The following is a 15,742-nucleotide window of genomic DNA, read 5'->3' on the forward strand; positions in this document are numbered from 1 at the left end:
TCAGACCTGCGCTTCCTGGTAGAGCCGACCGAAGTGGGTGGCGAGCTGCATGTCGCCCCGCATCCGGGCGTTCCACCCGGCGACGGCCGCCGGCCAGGCGGCCGGGTCGACGCCGAGGGTGGCGGCGTACCGGGCCATGCCGGCCTCGTCGAGGCCGCGGGTGGCGGCGGCCTTCGACGCCCGGGCGTACAGCTCCAGGCCGACCCCCTCGATCGGGGTGAGGCGCGGGTCGCCCGGCGGCACGTCGGCCGGCTGCGGCACCGCCACGTTGCCGTAGCCGGCGACGCCACCGCCGTAGCCGGGGCCGAAGCCGCCGGCGGCCTGGGCCTGGCTGGCCTGCTGCTGCAGGGCGCGGGCCTCGGAGATCATCGCGGGGGCCGCCTCGACGACGTTCCGCATGTCCTTGAGCTGCTTGAACAGTCCCATTGCCGGGTTCCTTCCCTCTCGGCGCCGGCGCGGTGCCGGCGGTGGAACCAGTTCACGCCACCGCGCGGCCCGACGCCTGAGTAGCCGCTACTCATCCTGCCCAGGGCCGTTGCTCAGCCGCCGGCCGGCGCACACCCCCTAAAGCGTCCTAGGACAGATTGGTCGGCGGGTGGCCGGCCGATCACTGCGGCCCGCCCGCCTCGGTGAGCCGGCCGCCGGCCAGCCGGAGCCAGCGGTCCACCCCGATCGCGGCCAGGAAACGGTCGTCGTGGCTGACCACGACGAACGCCCCCCGGTACGCCAGGAGCGCGCTCTCCAGCTGCGCCACGCTGGCCAGGTCGAGGTTGTTGGTGGGCTCGTCGAGCAGCAGCAGCTGCGGTGCCGGCTCGGCGTTCAGGACGCACGCCAGCGTGGCGCGCAGCAGTTCACCGCCGGACAGCACGCCGACCGGCAGGTGGGCGCGGGCGCCCCGGAACAGGAAGCGGGCCAGCAGGTTCATCCGGTCCGCCTCGCTGCGCGAGGGCGCGAAGACGGCGAGGTTGGCGGCGACCGTCCGGTCCGGGTCGAGCAGGTCGAGGCGCTGCGACAGGTACGCCACCCGGCCCTCCGCCCGCGCGACGGTGCCGGAGACCGGCTCCTGGTGGCCGCCGACCAACCGCAGCAGGGTGGACTTGCCCGCGCCGTTCGGCCCGACGAGGGCGACCCGTTCGGGGCCACGGATGTCCAGGCCGACGCCGTCGCCGGCGAAGACCGGACGCCCGTCGTAGGCGGCCTGCAGGGCCTCGCCGTGGAAGACGGTGCGGCCGGCGGGCACCGTCGTCTCCGGCAGGTCGAGGGCGAGGTCGTCGTCCCGGCGGGCAGCCGCGCTCGCCTGATCCAGCCGGGCCTGCGCCGCGCCGAGGCGCGCGGCGTGCACGTCGTTGGACCGGGCCGCCGACACCTGCGCGTCGCGCTTGAGGTTGCCGGCGACGATCCGGGCCAGCCCCGCGTCGGCCAGGTTGCGCGAGGCGGTGGACGCGCGGCGGGCGGCCCGTTCGCGGGCCTGCTGGAGCTCGCGCTTCTGCCGCTTGACGTCCTGCGCGGCCTGCCGCACCTGCCGCTCGGCGACCTCCCGCTCGGCCCGCACCGCCTGCTCGTACTCGGTGTGGTTGCCGCCGTACCAGCGGATCTCGCCGTGGTCGAGGGCGGCGATGCGGTCCACCTCGTCCAGCAGCGCCCGGTCGTGGCTGACCACGAGCAGGCAGCCGGCCCAGGAGCGGAGCACGGCGGTCAGCCGCGCCCGCGCCTCGCCGTCGAGGTTGTTGGTCGGCTCGTCGAGCAGGAGCACGTCGGGCCGCTTGAGCAACTGGGCGGCGAGGCCGAGGGACACCACCTCGCCGCCGCTGAGGGTGCCGAGCCGGCGGTCCAACGCGACGTCGGTCAGCCCGAGGCGGTCGAGTTCGGCGCGGGCCCGTTCCTCGACGTCCCAGTCGTCGCCGACGTTGGTGAAGTGCTCCTCGGCGGCGTCGCCGGCCTCGATGGCGTGCAGCGCGGCGACGACGTGGTCGACCCCGAGCACCCGGGCGACCGTCTGGTACCGGGCGAAGGGCAGGTGCTGGGGCAGGTAGCCCAGCGTTCCCTCGACGGTGATGCTGCCGCTGGCGGGCCGGAGCTCGCCGGCGACGAGCCGCAGCAGGGTCGACTTGCCGGCGCCGTTGGGCGCGACCAGGCCGGTGCGGCCGCCGGGCACGGAGAACGACAGGTCCTGGAAGACGGGGGTGCCGTCCGGCCAGGAAAAGGACAGGGCGGAGCTGACGACATGACTGTCGGACATGGGGAACCTCGGCAGACAGGTGATCCGGGCGCGCACGCGCCGCCCGGCGTGAGCAGGGCATGACGACATGGGCGACGCGAAGGCGCGGGTCGTGCGCCGTCGGTCACCGCTGCGGGCTCTCACCCGGAGATGTCGTCGTCACCTGCCACGCTGTGCTCCTGTCCGGTCGGCTGGAGCCAGGATAGCTCACCGGGCCTTCGCCGCCCGGCGTCCTGGATCCGGCTCAGGCCGCACCGCGCGACGACGCGGCGCGGCCGCTGATCTGGATGAAGTGGAAACCGTTCACGATCACCCGGTGATCGCCGAGAGCCTCGATCGCCGCCGCCAGATCCGCGTCGGTCAGGCCCTGCGCCAGCAGCGCGGGCCGCAACTGCGGGATGCCGGCACGCAGCAGCCGGCAGCCCGGATCGCCGCCGCGCCAGCTGCCGCCCCGCACCCGGAAGGCCACCTCGGTGAGGCCCGCCGCGACGAAGGCCGCAGGAGCCCGCTGGGGCCACGCGAGGTCGAAGCCGGCGGCCACGAGAGCCGCCGCATGAGCCGCCATGTAGCGGGTCAGCACGTCGGCGGTCGCCTCGTCCGGCGCGTACGTCACGAAGTCGCCGGGGGCGGGCGCGAACTCGCCGACGAGCAGCACGCCACCGGGCGCCACCGCCGCGACCATCCGCCGCAGGGCCTCCTCACGTCGGGGCAGGTGGCCGAGCAGCAGGCGGGCATGCACGAGGTCGAAGAGGCCCAGCGGCCCGTCGGCGACGATGTCGTGTCGGCGGACGGCCAGGCGCGCACGAGCCGGGATGTGCTGCGGCGCGATGTCCGTGGCGACCACCTCGGCGCCCCGTTCGGCCAACCACACGGCGATGCTTCCCGCGCCGGCGGCCACCTCGAGGCAGCGCTTGCCGTCCAGTTCGGTCAGCGCCCCGAGCAGCTCACGGGTCGACTCGTCCAGCAGGTCGGCCAGCGCGTCGTGGTGGCTGCCGGCCTGTTCGCTCGCGTTGTCGAACGCGTAACCCTTCGTGGTCATCTCACCATCGTGCATCGTGGCTCTGCCGAAACGGTGACGCGCCCGCCCGCCGGGCGGCCGGGCCACCCCGTGCGCCAGCCGCGCACCCTGGGTCTGACGGGCCGGGACCTGCGCCGCCCCGTGGCCACGTCACCCCGCCGGGGGTGCGGTGCTCTGCCGGACCGTGAGGGTCGTCGCCAGTTCCAGTCGCACCTGGGCGGTGCGTTCCCCCCGCCCGAGGGCGAGCGCCAGCTCGGTGGCGGTGGCGGCCATCTCGGCCAGCGGCTGGTGGACGGTGGTCAGCGGGGGGTCGACCAGCGCCGCCAGCGGCAGATCGTCGAAGCCCACCACGCTGAGGTCGGCGGGGATCCGCAGCCCGCGCTCCCGCGCGGCCTGGTAGACGCCGAGGGCCTGCTGGTCGTTGCAGGCGAAGATCGCCGTGGGCCGGTCGGGTCGGCCCAGCAGGTCAAGCGCGGCGGACCGGCCGTCGACGTGGTTCAGCCCGGTGTGGACGACCAGGCCGGGCTCCACCGGCAGGCCCGACGCGTCGATGGCGGCCCGGTAGCCGTCCAGCCGGGCCCGGCAGCACAGGACGTGCTCCGGGCCCCCGATCATCGCGATGCGCCGGTGGCCCAGCTCGATCAGGTGGCGGGTGGCGGACCTTCCGCCGGCCCAGTTCGTCGCCCCGACGAACGGCACGTCGTCGGGCAGTTCGGCGGTGGGATCGAAGACCACGAACGGGATCCCGCGGGCGCGTAGCTGGTCGTGCTGCTCCGCGCCGAGCTGGGCGACCACCACCAGGCAGTCCGGGCGGCGGGCGAGGGTGTCGTCGATCCAGTACCGGATCGCGTTGTGCTGCGGGCCGAACTCCGTCAGGACGACGCCGACGCGCTGCTTGCGGGCCGCCCGCTCGACGCCGCGGATGATCTGCAGGCCCCACATGTCCTCGATCTCGTCGAAGACGAGCTCCATCATGTTGCTGCGGGTGACCGGCGCCGACCGACGGTATCCGTGCTGGCTGAGGGCCGCCTCCACCCTGGCCCGGGTGTCGGCGGCGACGCCCGACCTCCCGTTGATCACCTTTGACACGGTCGGGATCGACACTCCGGCCGACCGGGCGATGACGGCGATCGTCACCGGCCTGGTCGAATCGGCGACCGAGCCCGCCTCGTCGACCGGCTCGCCCGACTCGCCGTGTGTCAACCCGGCCTCCTCTTCCGCACCAGCCTCGCCGACGACGCCGACGCACCGCTCCCGCGACGGCCACCCGCCACGCCGGTCCCGCCGTGTGGCGCGCCACCGGCGTCGTTCCGCGCGCAAGGATAGCCGTTCGGCCGTCGCCCGGCGGGCACCGACGCTTTCCACGCTTGATCTGAAAATTTCCGAAGTGGATCGCCACCCGCGGGAAAGGCTTCTCGCCTGGCGAGGGCCCGGCGACACCGCCGCCCGCCGGCCCCCGTCCCCGGGGAGGCGAGATTCATTGACGCACATCACCGGTTGACGTACCGTCGGGCCGGAAACTTTCGGCCTTGACGGACCGATCGTTTCCCTTCGGGAGCCTTGAAGGTCGCGGCGGACGCCTGGGCAGCGTCCGCACACTCCGCATTCTCCGGTCGCGCGGGCGGGCGGCGCTGTCCGCCCGCGCGGCCCCGCGTACCCCCTCAACCGCCACCATGGCGAGGAGTCCCTGATGAGTTCGCAGTACCTCGGAAAGACGCGACGGCGGATCGGCCTGATCGCCGCCGCGGTCGCCACGCTGATGATGGCGGGCACGATGGTCGCCGGCAACGCCCAGGCGGCGGCCGGCTGCCGGGTGGCGTACGCGGTGCCGTCCCAGTGGCAGGGCGGCTTCACCGCCGACGTGTCGGTCACCAACCTCGGCGACGCGGTCAACGGGTGGACGCTGGGCTGGACGTTCCCGTCCGGCCAGCGGGTCACCCAGGCGTGGAACGCCACGGTCACCTCGTCGGGTGACCAGGTCACCGCGAAGAGCATGAGCTACAACGCGGCGATCGCCACGAACGGCTCGGTCTCCTTCGGCTTCAACGGCTCGTGGTCGGGCGGCAACACCGCACCGACCTCGTTCACCCTCAACGGTGTGGCCTGCACCGGGAGCGTGGGCGGCACGCCGACCCCGACCCCGACCAGCACCCCTCCCCCGTCCCCGACGCCCACCACCTCGCCGTCACCGTCGCCGGGCGGGGACGCGATGGCCACGGTCGCGGCGATGCAGCCCGGGTGGAACCTGGGCAACACCTACGACGCCATCCCCGACGAGACCGCCTGGGGCAACCCGCCGGTGACCCAGGCGCTGCTGCAGAAGATCCGTTCGCAGGGCTACCGCAGCATCCGGATCCCGGTGACCTGGAGCAACCACCACGGGCCGGCGCCGACGTACACCCTCGACCCCGCCTGGCTGGCCAAGGTCCGGCAGGTCGTCGACTGGTCGCTGGCGGAGGGTCTCTACGTGTTGGTCAACCTGCACCACGACTCCTGGCAGTGGATCAACACCTATCCCGGTGACCGCACGAACGTGATGAACCGGTACACCGCGCTGTGGACCCAGCTCGCCACCACCTTCCGCGACCACTCCTCGAAGCTGACGTTCGAGAGCATCAACGAGCCGCAGTTCACCGGCACGTCCGGGGACGCCCAGAGCGACGAGGTGCTGCGCGAGCTGAACGTCGCGTTCGTCCGCCTGATGCGCCAGTCCGGGGGCAACAACGCCACCCGGCTGCTCGTGCTGCCCACCCTCTACACCAACTCCAACCAGGAGCGGCTCGACGCGCTGACGGCCACGATCGACCAGCTCGGGGACCGCAACATCGCCGCGACCGTCCACTTCTACGGCTGGTGGCCGTTCAGCGTCAACATCGCCGGCGGCACCCGCTACGACAGCAACGTCGAGCAGGACATCGTCGACGGCTTCGACCGCGTCCAGCAGACGTTCGTCTCCCGGGGCATCCCGGTGATCGTCGGCGAGTGGGCGCTGCTCAGCTACGACTACACCCGGCCCGGCATCATCGAACGCGGCGAGCTGCTCAAGTTCTTCGAGGCCGTCGGCTACCACGCCCGGATCCGCAAGCTCACCACGATGCTCTGGGACGCGGGCTCGTTCCTCAACCGCAACACGCTGCAATGGCGGGACCAGGGCATCTACGACATGATGAAGGCGAGCCTGACCACCCGCTCCGCCACCGCCTCCTCGGACCAGGTCTACGTGCCCCGCACCGGCACCATCACCAGCAGGTCGCTCACCCTGAACCTCAACGGTGCGACGTTCCAGGGCCTCCGGCAGGGCAGCACCAACCTGGTCAACGGCACCGACTACACCGTCTCCGGCACCACCCTCACCCTGACCGCCTCGGCCCTGACCCGGCTGGTCGGCAGCCGCGCCTACGGCGTCAACGCCACCATCGAGGCCCGCTTCTCGCAGGGCGTGCCGTGGCAGATCAGCATCATCACCTACGACCCGCCGACCCAGGCGGCGGCCACCGGGACGACCAGCTCGTTCACCATCCCCACCCAGTTCCGCGGCGACCAGCTCGCCACCATGGAGGCCACGTACGCCGACGGCAGCCCCGCCGGCCCGGCCAACTGGACCCCCTACAAGGAGTTCTGGTCCAACTTCCAGCCCGACTACACCGCCAACACGATCATCATGAAGCCCGAGTTCTTCGCCGAGGTCACGGACGGCCCGGTCACGCTGACGTTCCACTTCTGGAGCGGCACGAAGATCAAATACCAGGTGACCAAATCCGGGACGTCGGTCACCGGCGCGCCCGCCTGACCCGCGTCCGGCAACAGGCGGGGCCCGCAGCCAGGCGGCTGCGGGCCCCGTCGCGTCGGGGAACAGCGGGGATACGGCCCGCCGGGGCGGGGCGCGTCCGCCTCAGCGCAGCCCGGCGAACAGGTCGTCCTCGGGCGTCGGCGCGCCGGTGGTGTCGCGGACCCGGACGAAGGTCTCCACGCCCATCAGCTCGGTGAACCGTTCCTGGCCCAGTTGCAGGAAGAAGATGTTCTCGGCCTGGCTGGCGTGCGTGGCCAGCGACTCGAACTTCTGCGCGCCGTAGGCGCTCGTGTCCACCCAGGTGGTGATCTCCTCGTCGGGCAGGCCGAGCGGCGGCAGCTCCGCGGACCCGTCCGGCTCGGGGAACTCGGCGCCGATCTCCTTCATGACGCGGCCGAACTCCTGGAACGCGCTGCGCGGCACGGTGGTCCAGTAGACCTTCGCGGGGATGCCCGTCCGCTCGACGGCGGCCATGGTGATCCGGTGCGCCTGGATGTGGTCCGGGTGGCCGTAGAAGCCGTTCTCGTCGTAGGTGACGACCACGTCGGGCCGGTAGCGCCGCATCAACTCGGCCAGCCGGTCGGCCGCCTCCGCCACCGGCGTGTTCCAGAACGCGCCCGGCGCGTCGTTGGCCGCCCAGCCCATCATGCCCGAGTCGGCGTAGTCGAGCGTCTCCAGGTGCGTGACCTTCAGCGCCTCGCAACTGGCCGCCAACTCGGCCCGGCGCATCGCCACCACGGCCTGCGTGTCGTGCGCCTCGTCGCCCGGCTTGACGCCGCCGGGGCCGTCGCCGCACCCGCCGTCCGTGCAGGTCACGAGCACCGTCGTGATGCCCTCCGCCGCATACCGGGCGAGGACGCCGCCGGTGCTGGTCGCCTCGTCGTCGGGGTGCGCGTGCACTGCCATCAGGGTCAGATTTCGTTGGGCCACCCCACCACGATACGGGGCAAGCCCGGCCCACTAGCATTGCCGCGGTCCGCGACGTCTGCTGAATCGAGGCGAGATGCGTTGGCTGCGGCAGTTACTGGGTGGCAACCGGGTCCAGCTCGACCCGGAGCGGCAGCAGGCGCTGCTGCGCGACGTCCGGCACCGGTACGGCGCCCGCTCGCAGGCGCGGTTCCCGGAACAGGCCGAGGCCATCTCCCGGCTGCTGGACGACGACGACGGGCTGGTGGTGGCGGCCCGGATCCTCGGCGAGGCCGCCGACGAGGCCCACGCGGAGCTGCAGGCCCAGGTGCACGACGTGCACCGGCGCACGGGCCGGCGGCTGCTGCTGCACCGCCGCAACTACCGGCCGCTGTGGAAGGAGGCCGGTCCCTCGCTGCGCTGGCCCCTGTTCGCGCTGCCGTCCGGCCTGCACCCGTACGCGCAGGTGGCCGCCGCCGTCGCGGTGGTCGGCAACCGGGCGTCCCGGCTCGACCGGGTGACCGACCCGACCCCGCTGGTGACCCACGTGTTCGAGGTGCTCGACCTCACCACCGCCGGCTGGGAGTACGGCCGGGTGCGGGTGGACACCGATGCCGCGGCCCTGGCCGAGCGTCTGATCTCGACCGCCGGGCAGATCCTCGCCACCATGGACGACCCGCCCCGGCTGCCGCCCGCGGTGCGCGAGCTGATGCGCCGCAACAACACCCTCGACGTGCACGACCCGGCCGGTAACCGGGTGGTCGGCGGGTTCAACCCGGGCGCGCGGATGCGGGAGGTCCTGCTCGCCTGAGGCCGCGCGGGCCGGGGGCGGCGACGAACTCCGGCGGCGGCCCCGACCGGGCCCGCGCGGCGGCCCGTCGCGAGCGGGCGGGCCGCCGGGGGGCCCTCAGTGGTCGCCGGGCGCCCGGGACAGGACGCGGGAGAGGGCGAGGCTGGCGGTGCGCACCGCCGGGGCGAGCCGGGCCGGCGGCAGCCGGTGGGCGGGCACCGAGATGGACAGCGCGGCGACGATCCGGCCGTGCACCAGGACGGGCGACGCCACGCAGGAGAGCCCCGGGGCCGCCTCCTGCCGGTCGTAGCCGACGCCGGCGTGGCGGATCTGGGCCAGCTCGTCGGCGAGCCGCCCGGGGTCGGTGACCGAGTGCGGGGTCAGCCGGGGCAGCGGCTGCGCCAGCACCTCGTCGATGAGCTCCTGCCCGGACCAGGCGAGCAGCACCTTGCCGACGCCGGTGCAGGTCAACGGCAGGCGACCGCCGACCCGCGACGGCGTGTCGACGCCCGCGTGCCCGCGGATCCTGTCGGCGTAGACCACGTCGAGGCCGTCGCGGACGCCGAGGTGGATGGTCTCGTGGGTGGCCTCGTAGAGGTCCTGCAGGAACGGCAGCGCGGCCTCGCGCAGGCGCAGCTTGACCGGCACGAGTTCGCCCAGTTCGAACAGCCCGATGCCGAGTCCGAAGCCCGCCGGGGCGCGGCGCAGCAGGCCCAGCCCGACGAGTTGCTCGGCCAGCCGGTGCACGGTGGCCTTCGGCAGGCCCGTGCGCCGGGACAGCTCGGTCAGGCGCAGGGTCTCCTCCGCCGGGCGGAACGCGCGCAGCAGCCGTACCCCCCGGTCGAGCACGTTGCCCCGGGTAAGGCCCGCCGGGCCGGACGGCGGCGCGCCCGGGCCGTCGGCGTCGGCGGATCCCGCCGTGTTGTTCCGTGGCATGGAACACGAGGTTGCCAGCCGGTGGGCGCGGCGTCTACACCTGGAGGCCGGGATGCCGGGTGCGCCAGCGCCGGCATGGTCGTCCGCCGGGCGGAACGGCCGGGGTGTCCGTTTTCGTCCCAGGCCAAGGAGCAGGAGACATGCCCAAGACGAAGGTCGCCATCATCGGCTCCGGCAACATCGGCACCGACCTGATGATCAAGATCCTGCGGGGGTCGGAGACGATGGAGGTCGCCGCCCTCGTCGGCATCGACCCCCGCTCCGACGGGCTGGCACGGGCGGCCCGGCTCGGCGTGCCGGTCGTCCCGACCGGCGTGCGGGGGCTGCTCGACCATCCCGACTTCGGCGACGTCCGGATCGTGTTCGACGCCACGTCGGCGCAGGCCCACCTCGCCAACGACGCGGCCCTGCGGGGGGCCGACCTCACGCTCGTCGACCTGACGCCGGCGGCGATCGGCCCGTACGTGGTGCCGCCGGTCAACCTCGACGAGCACCTCGGCGCCCGCAACCTGAACATGGTGACCTGCGGCGGGCAGGCGACCATCCCCGTGGTCGCCGCGATCGCCTCGGCCGCCACCACGCACTACGCCGAGATCGTCGCGTCGATCTCGTCGCGCTCGGCCGGCCCCGGCACCCGGGCCAACATCGACGAGTTCACCGAGACCACCTCGCGGGCGATCGAGCAGGTGGGCGGGGTCCGGCGCGGCAAGGCGATCATCGTGCTGAACCCCGCCGAGCCGCCGCTGATCATGCGCGACACCGTCTTCTGCGTCGTCGACGACTGCGACCGCGACGCGGTCACGGCGGCCGTGCTGACCATGGCCGAGAAGGTCCGGGCGTACGTGCCCGGGTACCGGCTCAAGCAGGACGTCCAGTTCCGCAGGATCACGGCGAGCAGCCCGGAAGCCGACCTCGTCCCGCACGCCCCACCCGGCGACCGCTGGGTGGTCAGCGTGTTCCTGGAGGTGGAGGGGGCGGGCCACTACCTGCCGACGTACGCGGGCAACCTGGACATCATGACCTCCGCCGCGCGGCAGGTCGGCGAGCGACTGGCGACGGCGGTGGCGGCCCGATGAGCACCCGGATCTACGTCCAGGACGTCACCCTCCGCGACGGCATGCACGCCATCCGGCACCGCTACACCCTCGACCAGGTCCGGGCCGTCGCCGCGGCCCTGGACGCCGCCGGCGTCGCCGCGATCGAGGTCTCGCACGGCGACGGGCTCGCCGGCAGCAGCATCAACTACGGCCCCGGGGCGCACACCGACTGGGAGTGGATCGAGGCCGCCGCCGAGGTGGTGCGCCGGGCGACCCTCACCGGCCTCCTGCTGCCCGGCATCGGCACCGTGCACGAGCTGCGGAAGGCCTGGGACCACGGCATCCGTTCGATCCGCATCGCCACCCACTGCACCGAGGCGGACATCGCCAACCAGCACATCGCCGCCGCGCGGGAGCTGGGCATGGACGTCTCGGGCTTCCTGATGATGTCGCACATGGCGCCGCCGAAGCTGCTCGCCGAGCAGGCGAGGATCATGGAGGCGGCCGGCGCGCACTGCGTCTACGTCACCGACTCCGGGGGCCGGCTGACGATGGACGGCGTCCGGGAGCGCGTGCGCGCGTACCGCGACGTGCTCGCGCCGGAGACCCAGATCGGCATCCACGCCCACCACAACCTGGGCCTCGGCGTGGCCAACTCGGTCGCCGCCGTCGAGGAGGGGGTGTACCGGGTCGACGCGTCCCTGGCGGGCCAGGGCGCCGGCGCCGGGAACTGCCCGATCGAGGCGTTCGTCGCCGTCGCCGACCTCACCGGCTGGGAGCACGGCTGCGACCTGTTCGCGCTCATGGACGCCGCCGACGACATCGTCCGCCCGCTCCAGGACCGTCCGGTGCGCGTCGACCGCGAGACGTTGACCCTCGGGTACGCCGGGGTCTACTCCAGCTTCCTGCGCCACGCCGAGGCCGCCGCCGCCGAGTACGGCCTCGACACCCGCAGCATCCTCGTCGAGGTGGGTCGGCGGCAGTTGGTCGGCGGCCAGGAGGACATGATCGTCGACATCGCGCTCGACCTGCGACGACAGCGGTCGTAGCGGCTGGCCCAGCCCCGCCCCGGCCGGTCAGCCCGGCGCGGAGCCGTTGTCGACCAGCCGGAACCGGGTGGTCACGGCCGCGTCGCCGGCCTCCTCCAGGATCAGCCCCCACGTCGGCGAGAACTGCAGGTACGCCGACTGGCTGCTGATCGCGTACGCCGAACCGTCGCGGACGACCGTGAACCGCTGCCTCGGTTCGTCCCGCGCGCATCCGGCCGCCTCGATGCGCAGCGGCTCGCTGCCCGACGACCGGACCTCCCAGCAGGTGTCGGCCCCGTCGGGGCCGGGCTCGGCGGCGCGGATCTGGTAGGTGTCCCCCAGCGGCGCGAAGACGAACAGCTGGCGGCCCTCGTCGCCGTCGACCTCGGCCAGCCGGCCGCCGTCGAGCAGCGACACGCCGCCCGCCGAGGCGGCCACCCGTACGACGGTGACCTGACGCTGCCCGGACAGCACCGGGTCGCCGCCCGGGGGGCCGGCGGGCGGGCCGGACGATCCGGTGGGCGGGGCGGACGTGCCGCCGGTCGGCCCGGACGACGTGCGCTCCGGCCCGGACGACGTGCGGTCCGGCGCGGGCGAGGTGCGGTCCGGCCCCGGCGACGTGGGGTCCGGCCAGGGCGACGCGACCGGGCCGGAGGTGGGGCCCGCCGGCCCGATCGGGACGGGGTGCGGCCGGCCACCGGCTCCGGCGAGGGCGACACCCGCGCCGAGCGCGGCGACGGCGAGGGCGGCGAGCGACACCGACGCGGTCCGGCGCCGCCGGCGGCGGGCGTCGCCGCGCCGTCGGACATCGGCGGCGGCGGGGACCGTCCCCTGCCCGCCGTGGCCCGCCAGCGCCCGCAGGGCGTCGGCGAGCTGGTTGTCAGAACTCATGACCGCGCCCTTTCGTCCACGCCGTGGTGCTCCGGTTCGGTCAGGTGTGCGGCGAGGGCCCGACGGCCCCGGGCCAGCCGCGTCTTGACGGTGTTCTCGTTGGTGCCGACCTCCGCCGCGATCTCGGCCACGCTCAGCCCGACCAGGTGGTGCAGCACCACGGCCCGGCGTTGCTCGGCGGGGATGTGCCGCAGCGCGGCCACGATCGCGACGTGGTCGACCGAGGCCGCGTCGACGCGTTGCTCGGTGACCTCCCGGCGGTGGGCACGCATCCGGTTGACGGTCTTGCGCCAGGCGCTGACCGCCACCCGGTATGCCACCCGGCGTACCCACGCCTCCGGGCTGTCGCACCCGCGCACCGCGGCCCAGCGGTCCCAGGCCCGGGCGTACGCCTCGGCCACCGCGTCCTCGGCCTCGGCCCGGTTGCCGACCATCGCGTACAACTGTCCCAGCACCCGGTGGGCGGACGCGGAGTAGAAAGCGTCGAACTCCGCGGCGTCACGCATCGGTCAAAGTCTCCACCAGAGCTGGTCGGTTCCGGAAATGGGGTCCTCCCGGGTGACGTCGGCGGCCCGGCGGGGGAACTGCCGGCCGGGCCGCCGACGGGGGGTCACCGGCGCGGGGCGGGCCCCGTGTCGTTGAACCGGAAGCTGCTGACCGGCGGGGCGTCGCCCAGCTCCTCCAGGATCAGCCCGGACCGCGCCGAGTCGCGCAGGTACGCCCACCGGTTGCTGACCAGGTACTCGCGCGCCCCGCCGCCGGGGGCGGGCGCGATGGCGAACCGCTGCGCCGGGTCGTCCGCCCGGCAGGTGGCGCCGGCGACGTACAGCGGCTGGCCGTTGTTCGGGTTGCGCGCCTGCCAGCAGACCGGCTTTCCGGTGCCGCCGCCGTAGTACGCCTTGATCAGGTACTCCCCCGCGCCCAGCGGGGTCGGCACGAAGACCTGCCGGCCACGGTCGTCGTCCACCTCGGCCAGCCGCCCGCCGTCGAGCAGGGAAAGCCCCGACTCGAACGACCCCACCCGGACGATGGTGACCCGGCGCTTGCCCGACAGGACCGGGTCCGTGCTCGCCCGCGCCGCCGGTGCCGCCGGGGCCGCGGCACCGGGCGGTGCCACCCCCGCCGCCACCGGTGCCGGCGCCACCCCGGCCGGCGCGGTGTCGCCCGCGGACGCGGACAGCGCGCCGTAGAGCGTCGCGGCGGCACCGGTCAACACCGCCAGGCCCGCCCCGGCGAGCCACCTACGCACCAACACCGTTACCTCCCCACTGCCCCGGCTCCCCGAGGCCCCGGCCGAGACCGGCCAGCCCTGCCGGCTGCCGGTCCTCGCTCGACTCGATCTGATGACGCGCGAGGCGGGCCGCAGGTTTCAGCAGATCCCATCGAGGTACGTCTGCGGCCGCGCGGGTGGCCGCCGCCCGCGCGGCGCACCGGTCGGTCGGCTCCGGCCGCCGGGGTCAGGAACCGGACGGCCCGCCCAGCCGCAGGGCCAGGAAGAGGTCCACCCGGTCGGCGAACCGGTCGAGGTCGCGGCCGGTGAGCCGCTCGATCTGACCGATCCGGTACCGCAGGGTGTTGACGTGCACGTGCAGCGACTCGGCGCACCGCCGCCAGGCGCCGTTGGCGGACAGGAACGCGTTCAGGGTGTGCACCAGCTCCGTGCCGTGCTGCCGGTCGTAGCCGGTCAGCGGGTCCAGCAGCCGGGCCCGGAAGGCCCGCTGGGTGTCGGCCGGCACCCCGGCGAGCAGCATCAGATGGGAGGCCACCTCGTCGGAGCGGACCACGGCCACCGGCCCGGGTCGGGCCGCCGCCGCGCGCAGGGCGTGGGTGGCCTCCTGCACGAGACCCGGCAGCGCCGTGGCGGCCCGGCCGGCGGTGCTGATCCCGACCGAGAGACGCCCGGTGCCCAGCCCGGCCGCCAGGACGTCGAGGGCGTCGCGGAACGCGCCGGCCACGCTCGCGGCGGTCGGCCCGGACGCGGCGTCGCCCACCACCGCCAGCAGGGTCCCGTCGGGCGCGTCACCGGGCAGCGCCGCCGTCACGGCCGCCGGCAGTCCCGTGGTGCGGATCGTCTCGCGCAGCACCGCCAGGGCCAGCGCCGGGGGCGTCCGCAGGCCGGTCAGGGTCGCGGCCAGCGCGACGAAGCCCCGGTCCGGCGCCAGCCCGCAGGCCCGCAACCGGGCCCGCAGGTCGGCCTCGTCGCCGTCGCCGGCCAGCGCCCGCCCCACCTGGTCGGCCAGGCGCTGCTCGACCCGCTCGGCCTCGTCGGCCTGGGTCCGTTCCAGGGCGACCACGTCGACCAGCTCGGCCAGCACGTCGTCCCCGCCAGGCTCCGGCCCGGCCGGCGGGAGCGCCCCGGCCGGGCGGTGCGCCCCGTCCGGCACGTGCGCGCCGGCCGGGGCGCAGGCGAGCAGCCAGGACGCCATCCGGTGCTCCGGGGACCCGGTGATCGCGGTGACCGACACGCGGGCCCCGTCGACCCGGGTGGTCGTCGGCAGCCGGGTGGCCGTCAGGAAGGCGGTGCACAGCTCCCGGGCGGCCGGGGCCGGCAGCGGGGCGGTGCCGGCGATCAGCCGGCCGGCGGGCGAGAGCAACCAGCAGCGTACGCCCAGGTCGGCGGCGATGGCCGGGAGCAGGTCGGGCAGCCGGGCCCCCGCGGCCATCGCGGCGACCACCCCCCGCTGCCGGCCGAGCATGGTGGCCAGCCCGGTCGCCCGCTGCTTCCACACCGACGGCGCGAACGCCTCGATGACCTCGCGGAAGGACACCTCCACCGGGACCTCGAACAGGGGCACGCCGTGCCGGCGGCACGCCTCGACCAGGTCGGCCGGCACCCGGCCGAGGGCCGCGTGACCGGCGCCGATCGCGGTGACCCGGGCCGTGGCGCAGGACCGGACGAAGGTCTCGGCGTCCGTGGCCCCCCGCCGCCACATCAGGCCGGTGAGCACCACCTCCCCGCCGCGGAGGTAGCGGCGGGGGTCGGGCAGGTCGGTGACGAAGACCTGGGTGACCGGGCGGTCCAGCCCGTCGCCGCCGGTGAGCAGGGTCAGCCTGAGGGCCGGTAGGGCCAGCGCGTCGCGCAGCAGCATCGTCATCCCCGTCGTCGAGGAACCCGATCGGCACACGGT

14 protein-coding genes are annotated in these 15,742 nt (G+C 74.5%); 4 read left to right on the forward strand and 10 right to left on the reverse strand.

Features of this window, described 5'->3' with window-relative positions:
• The 4 genes from LPA42_RS27135 to LPA42_RS27150 form a co-directional block, all read right to left on the reverse strand.
• Positions 1 to 426, reverse strand: a complete 426-nt coding sequence (locus LPA42_RS27135; protein WP_077937351.1) for a hypothetical protein — start codon at positions 424 to 426, stop codon at positions 1 to 3.
• A 181-nt stretch (positions 427 to 607) separates the two neighbouring features.
• Positions 608 to 2,239, reverse strand: a complete 1,632-nt coding sequence (locus LPA42_RS27140) for an ABC-F family ATP-binding cassette domain-containing protein (RefSeq protein WP_077937350.1) — start codon at positions 2,237 to 2,239, stop codon at positions 608 to 610.
• A 223-nt stretch (positions 2,240 to 2,462) separates the two neighbouring features.
• Positions 2,463 to 3,257 carry a class I SAM-dependent methyltransferase gene (locus LPA42_RS27145; RefSeq protein WP_158229405.1) on the reverse strand — a complete coding sequence of 265 codons (795 nt, stop codon included), beginning with the start codon at positions 3,255 to 3,257 and terminating at the stop codon, positions 2,463 to 2,465.
• A 129-nt stretch (positions 3,258 to 3,386) separates the two neighbouring features.
• Positions 3,387 to 4,439: a LacI family DNA-binding transcriptional regulator gene (locus LPA42_RS27150; RefSeq protein WP_228986944.1), complete on the reverse strand. Its 1,053-nt coding sequence runs from the start codon at positions 4,437 to 4,439 to the stop codon at positions 3,387 to 3,389.
• 487 nt (positions 4,440 to 4,926) lie between these two features.
• On the opposite strand from LPA42_RS27150, the gene LPA42_RS27155 reads away from it, so the two are divergent.
• Positions 4,927 to 7,026, forward strand: a complete 2,100-nt coding sequence (locus LPA42_RS27155) for a cellulase family glycosylhydrolase (RefSeq protein ID WP_077937347.1) — start codon at positions 4,927 to 4,929, stop codon at positions 7,024 to 7,026.
• Between the two features lie 102 nt (positions 7,027 to 7,128).
• On the opposite strand, the gene LPA42_RS27160 is transcribed toward LPA42_RS27155, so the two are convergent.
• The gene (locus LPA42_RS27160; protein WP_091281807.1) at positions 7,129 to 7,956 is read right to left on the reverse strand and encodes a PIG-L family deacetylase; all 828 of its coding nucleotides are present in this window, start codon (positions 7,954 to 7,956) and stop codon (positions 7,129 to 7,131) included.
• Positions 7,957 to 8,029: 73 nt separating this feature from the next.
• Between LPA42_RS27160 and LPA42_RS27165 the strand changes: the two genes are divergently transcribed.
• Complete coding sequence (locus LPA42_RS27165) at positions 8,030 to 8,743, forward strand: hypothetical protein (protein WP_077937345.1); 714 nt, start codon at positions 8,030 to 8,032, stop codon at positions 8,741 to 8,743.
• Positions 8,744 to 8,839: 96 nt separating this feature from the next.
• Here LPA42_RS27165 and LPA42_RS27170 read toward each other — a convergent pair whose 3' ends face one another.
• Positions 8,840 to 9,658, reverse strand: coding sequence for an IclR family transcriptional regulator (locus LPA42_RS27170; protein ID WP_228986945.1), 819 nt, complete (start codon positions 9,656 to 9,658; stop codon positions 8,840 to 8,842).
• Between the two features lie 140 nt (positions 9,659 to 9,798).
• On the opposite strand from LPA42_RS27170, the gene LPA42_RS27175 reads away from it, so the two are divergent.
• Positions 9,799 to 10,734 (forward strand): acetaldehyde dehydrogenase (acetylating), encoded by a 936-nt coding sequence (locus LPA42_RS27175; RefSeq protein ID WP_077937344.1) that lies wholly within the window; start codon positions 9,799 to 9,801, stop codon positions 10,732 to 10,734.
• Positions 10,731 to 11,744, forward strand: coding sequence for a 4-hydroxy-2-oxovalerate aldolase (gene dmpG / locus LPA42_RS27180; RefSeq protein ID WP_077937343.1), 1,014 nt, complete (start codon positions 10,731 to 10,733; stop codon positions 11,742 to 11,744). Before LPA42_RS27175 ends, dmpG begins: the two co-directional genes overlap by 4 nt.
• 27 nt (positions 11,745 to 11,771) lie before the next feature.
• Here dmpG and LPA42_RS27185 read toward each other — a convergent pair whose 3' ends face one another.
• The 4 genes from LPA42_RS27185 to LPA42_RS27200 all read right to left on the reverse strand — a co-directional run bounded on the left by LPA42_RS27185 (position 11,772) and on the right by LPA42_RS27200 (position 15,739).
• Complete coding sequence (locus LPA42_RS27185) at positions 11,772 to 12,614, reverse strand: hypothetical protein (RefSeq protein WP_077937342.1); 843 nt, start codon at positions 12,612 to 12,614, stop codon at positions 11,772 to 11,774.
• Positions 12,611 to 13,120: an RNA polymerase sigma factor gene (locus LPA42_RS27190; protein WP_077937341.1), complete on the reverse strand. Its 510-nt coding sequence runs from the start codon at positions 13,118 to 13,120 to the stop codon at positions 12,611 to 12,613. Before LPA42_RS27190 ends, LPA42_RS27185 begins: the two co-directional genes overlap by 4 nt.
• 104 nt (positions 13,121 to 13,224) lie before the next feature.
• The gene (locus LPA42_RS27195; protein WP_043963012.1) at positions 13,225 to 13,869 is read right to left on the reverse strand and encodes a hypothetical protein; all 645 of its coding nucleotides are present in this window, start codon (positions 13,867 to 13,869) and stop codon (positions 13,225 to 13,227) included.
• A gap of 202 nt (positions 13,870 to 14,071) precedes the next feature.
• Positions 14,072 to 15,739, reverse strand: a complete 1,668-nt coding sequence (locus tag LPA42_RS27200) for a PucR family transcriptional regulator ligand-binding domain-containing protein (protein WP_198956523.1) — start codon at positions 15,737 to 15,739, stop codon at positions 14,072 to 14,074.
• Between the last annotated feature and the right edge of the window lie 3 nt (positions 15,740 to 15,742).

Source organism: Micromonospora sp. DH13, from assembly GCF_020873825.1.
In the GTDB taxonomy this organism is placed as follows: domain Bacteria; phylum Actinomycetota; class Actinomycetes; order Mycobacteriales; family Micromonosporaceae; genus Micromonospora; species Micromonospora haikouensis.

Excerpts from the sequence above, each read along its gene's own strand:
- LPA42_RS27185 (WP_077937342.1), bottom strand. The coding sequence starts at position 12,614 with ATGAGTTCTGACAACCAGCTCGCCGACGCCCTGCGGGCGCTGGCGGGC.
- LPA42_RS27155 (WP_077937347.1), top strand. The coding sequence starts at position 4,927 with ATGAGTTCGCAGTACCTCGGAAAGACGCGACGGCGGATCGGCCTGATC.
- LPA42_RS27170 (WP_228986945.1), bottom strand. The coding sequence starts at position 9,658 with ATGCCACGGAACAACACGGCGGGATCCGCCGACGCCGACGGCCCGGGC.
- LPA42_RS27135 (WP_077937351.1), bottom strand. The coding sequence starts at position 426 with ATGGGACTGTTCAAGCAGCTCAAGGACATGCGGAACGTCGTCGAGGCG.
- LPA42_RS27140 (WP_077937350.1), bottom strand. The coding sequence starts at position 2,239 with ATGTCCGACAGTCATGTCGTCAGCTCCGCCCTGTCCTTTTCCTGGCCG.
- LPA42_RS27190 (WP_077937341.1), bottom strand. The coding sequence starts at position 13,120 with ATGCGTGACGCCGCGGAGTTCGACGCTTTCTACTCCGCGTCCGCCCAC.
- LPA42_RS27175 (WP_077937344.1), top strand. The coding sequence starts at position 9,799 with ATGCCCAAGACGAAGGTCGCCATCATCGGCTCCGGCAACATCGGCACC.
- LPA42_RS27165 (WP_077937345.1), top strand. The coding sequence starts at position 8,030 with ATGCGTTGGCTGCGGCAGTTACTGGGTGGCAACCGGGTCCAGCTCGAC.
- LPA42_RS27145 (WP_158229405.1), bottom strand. The coding sequence starts at position 3,257 with ATGACCACGAAGGGTTACGCGTTCGACAACGCGAGCGAACAGGCCGGC.
- dmpG (WP_077937343.1), top strand. The coding sequence starts at position 10,731 with ATGAGCACCCGGATCTACGTCCAGGACGTCACCCTCCGCGACGGCATG.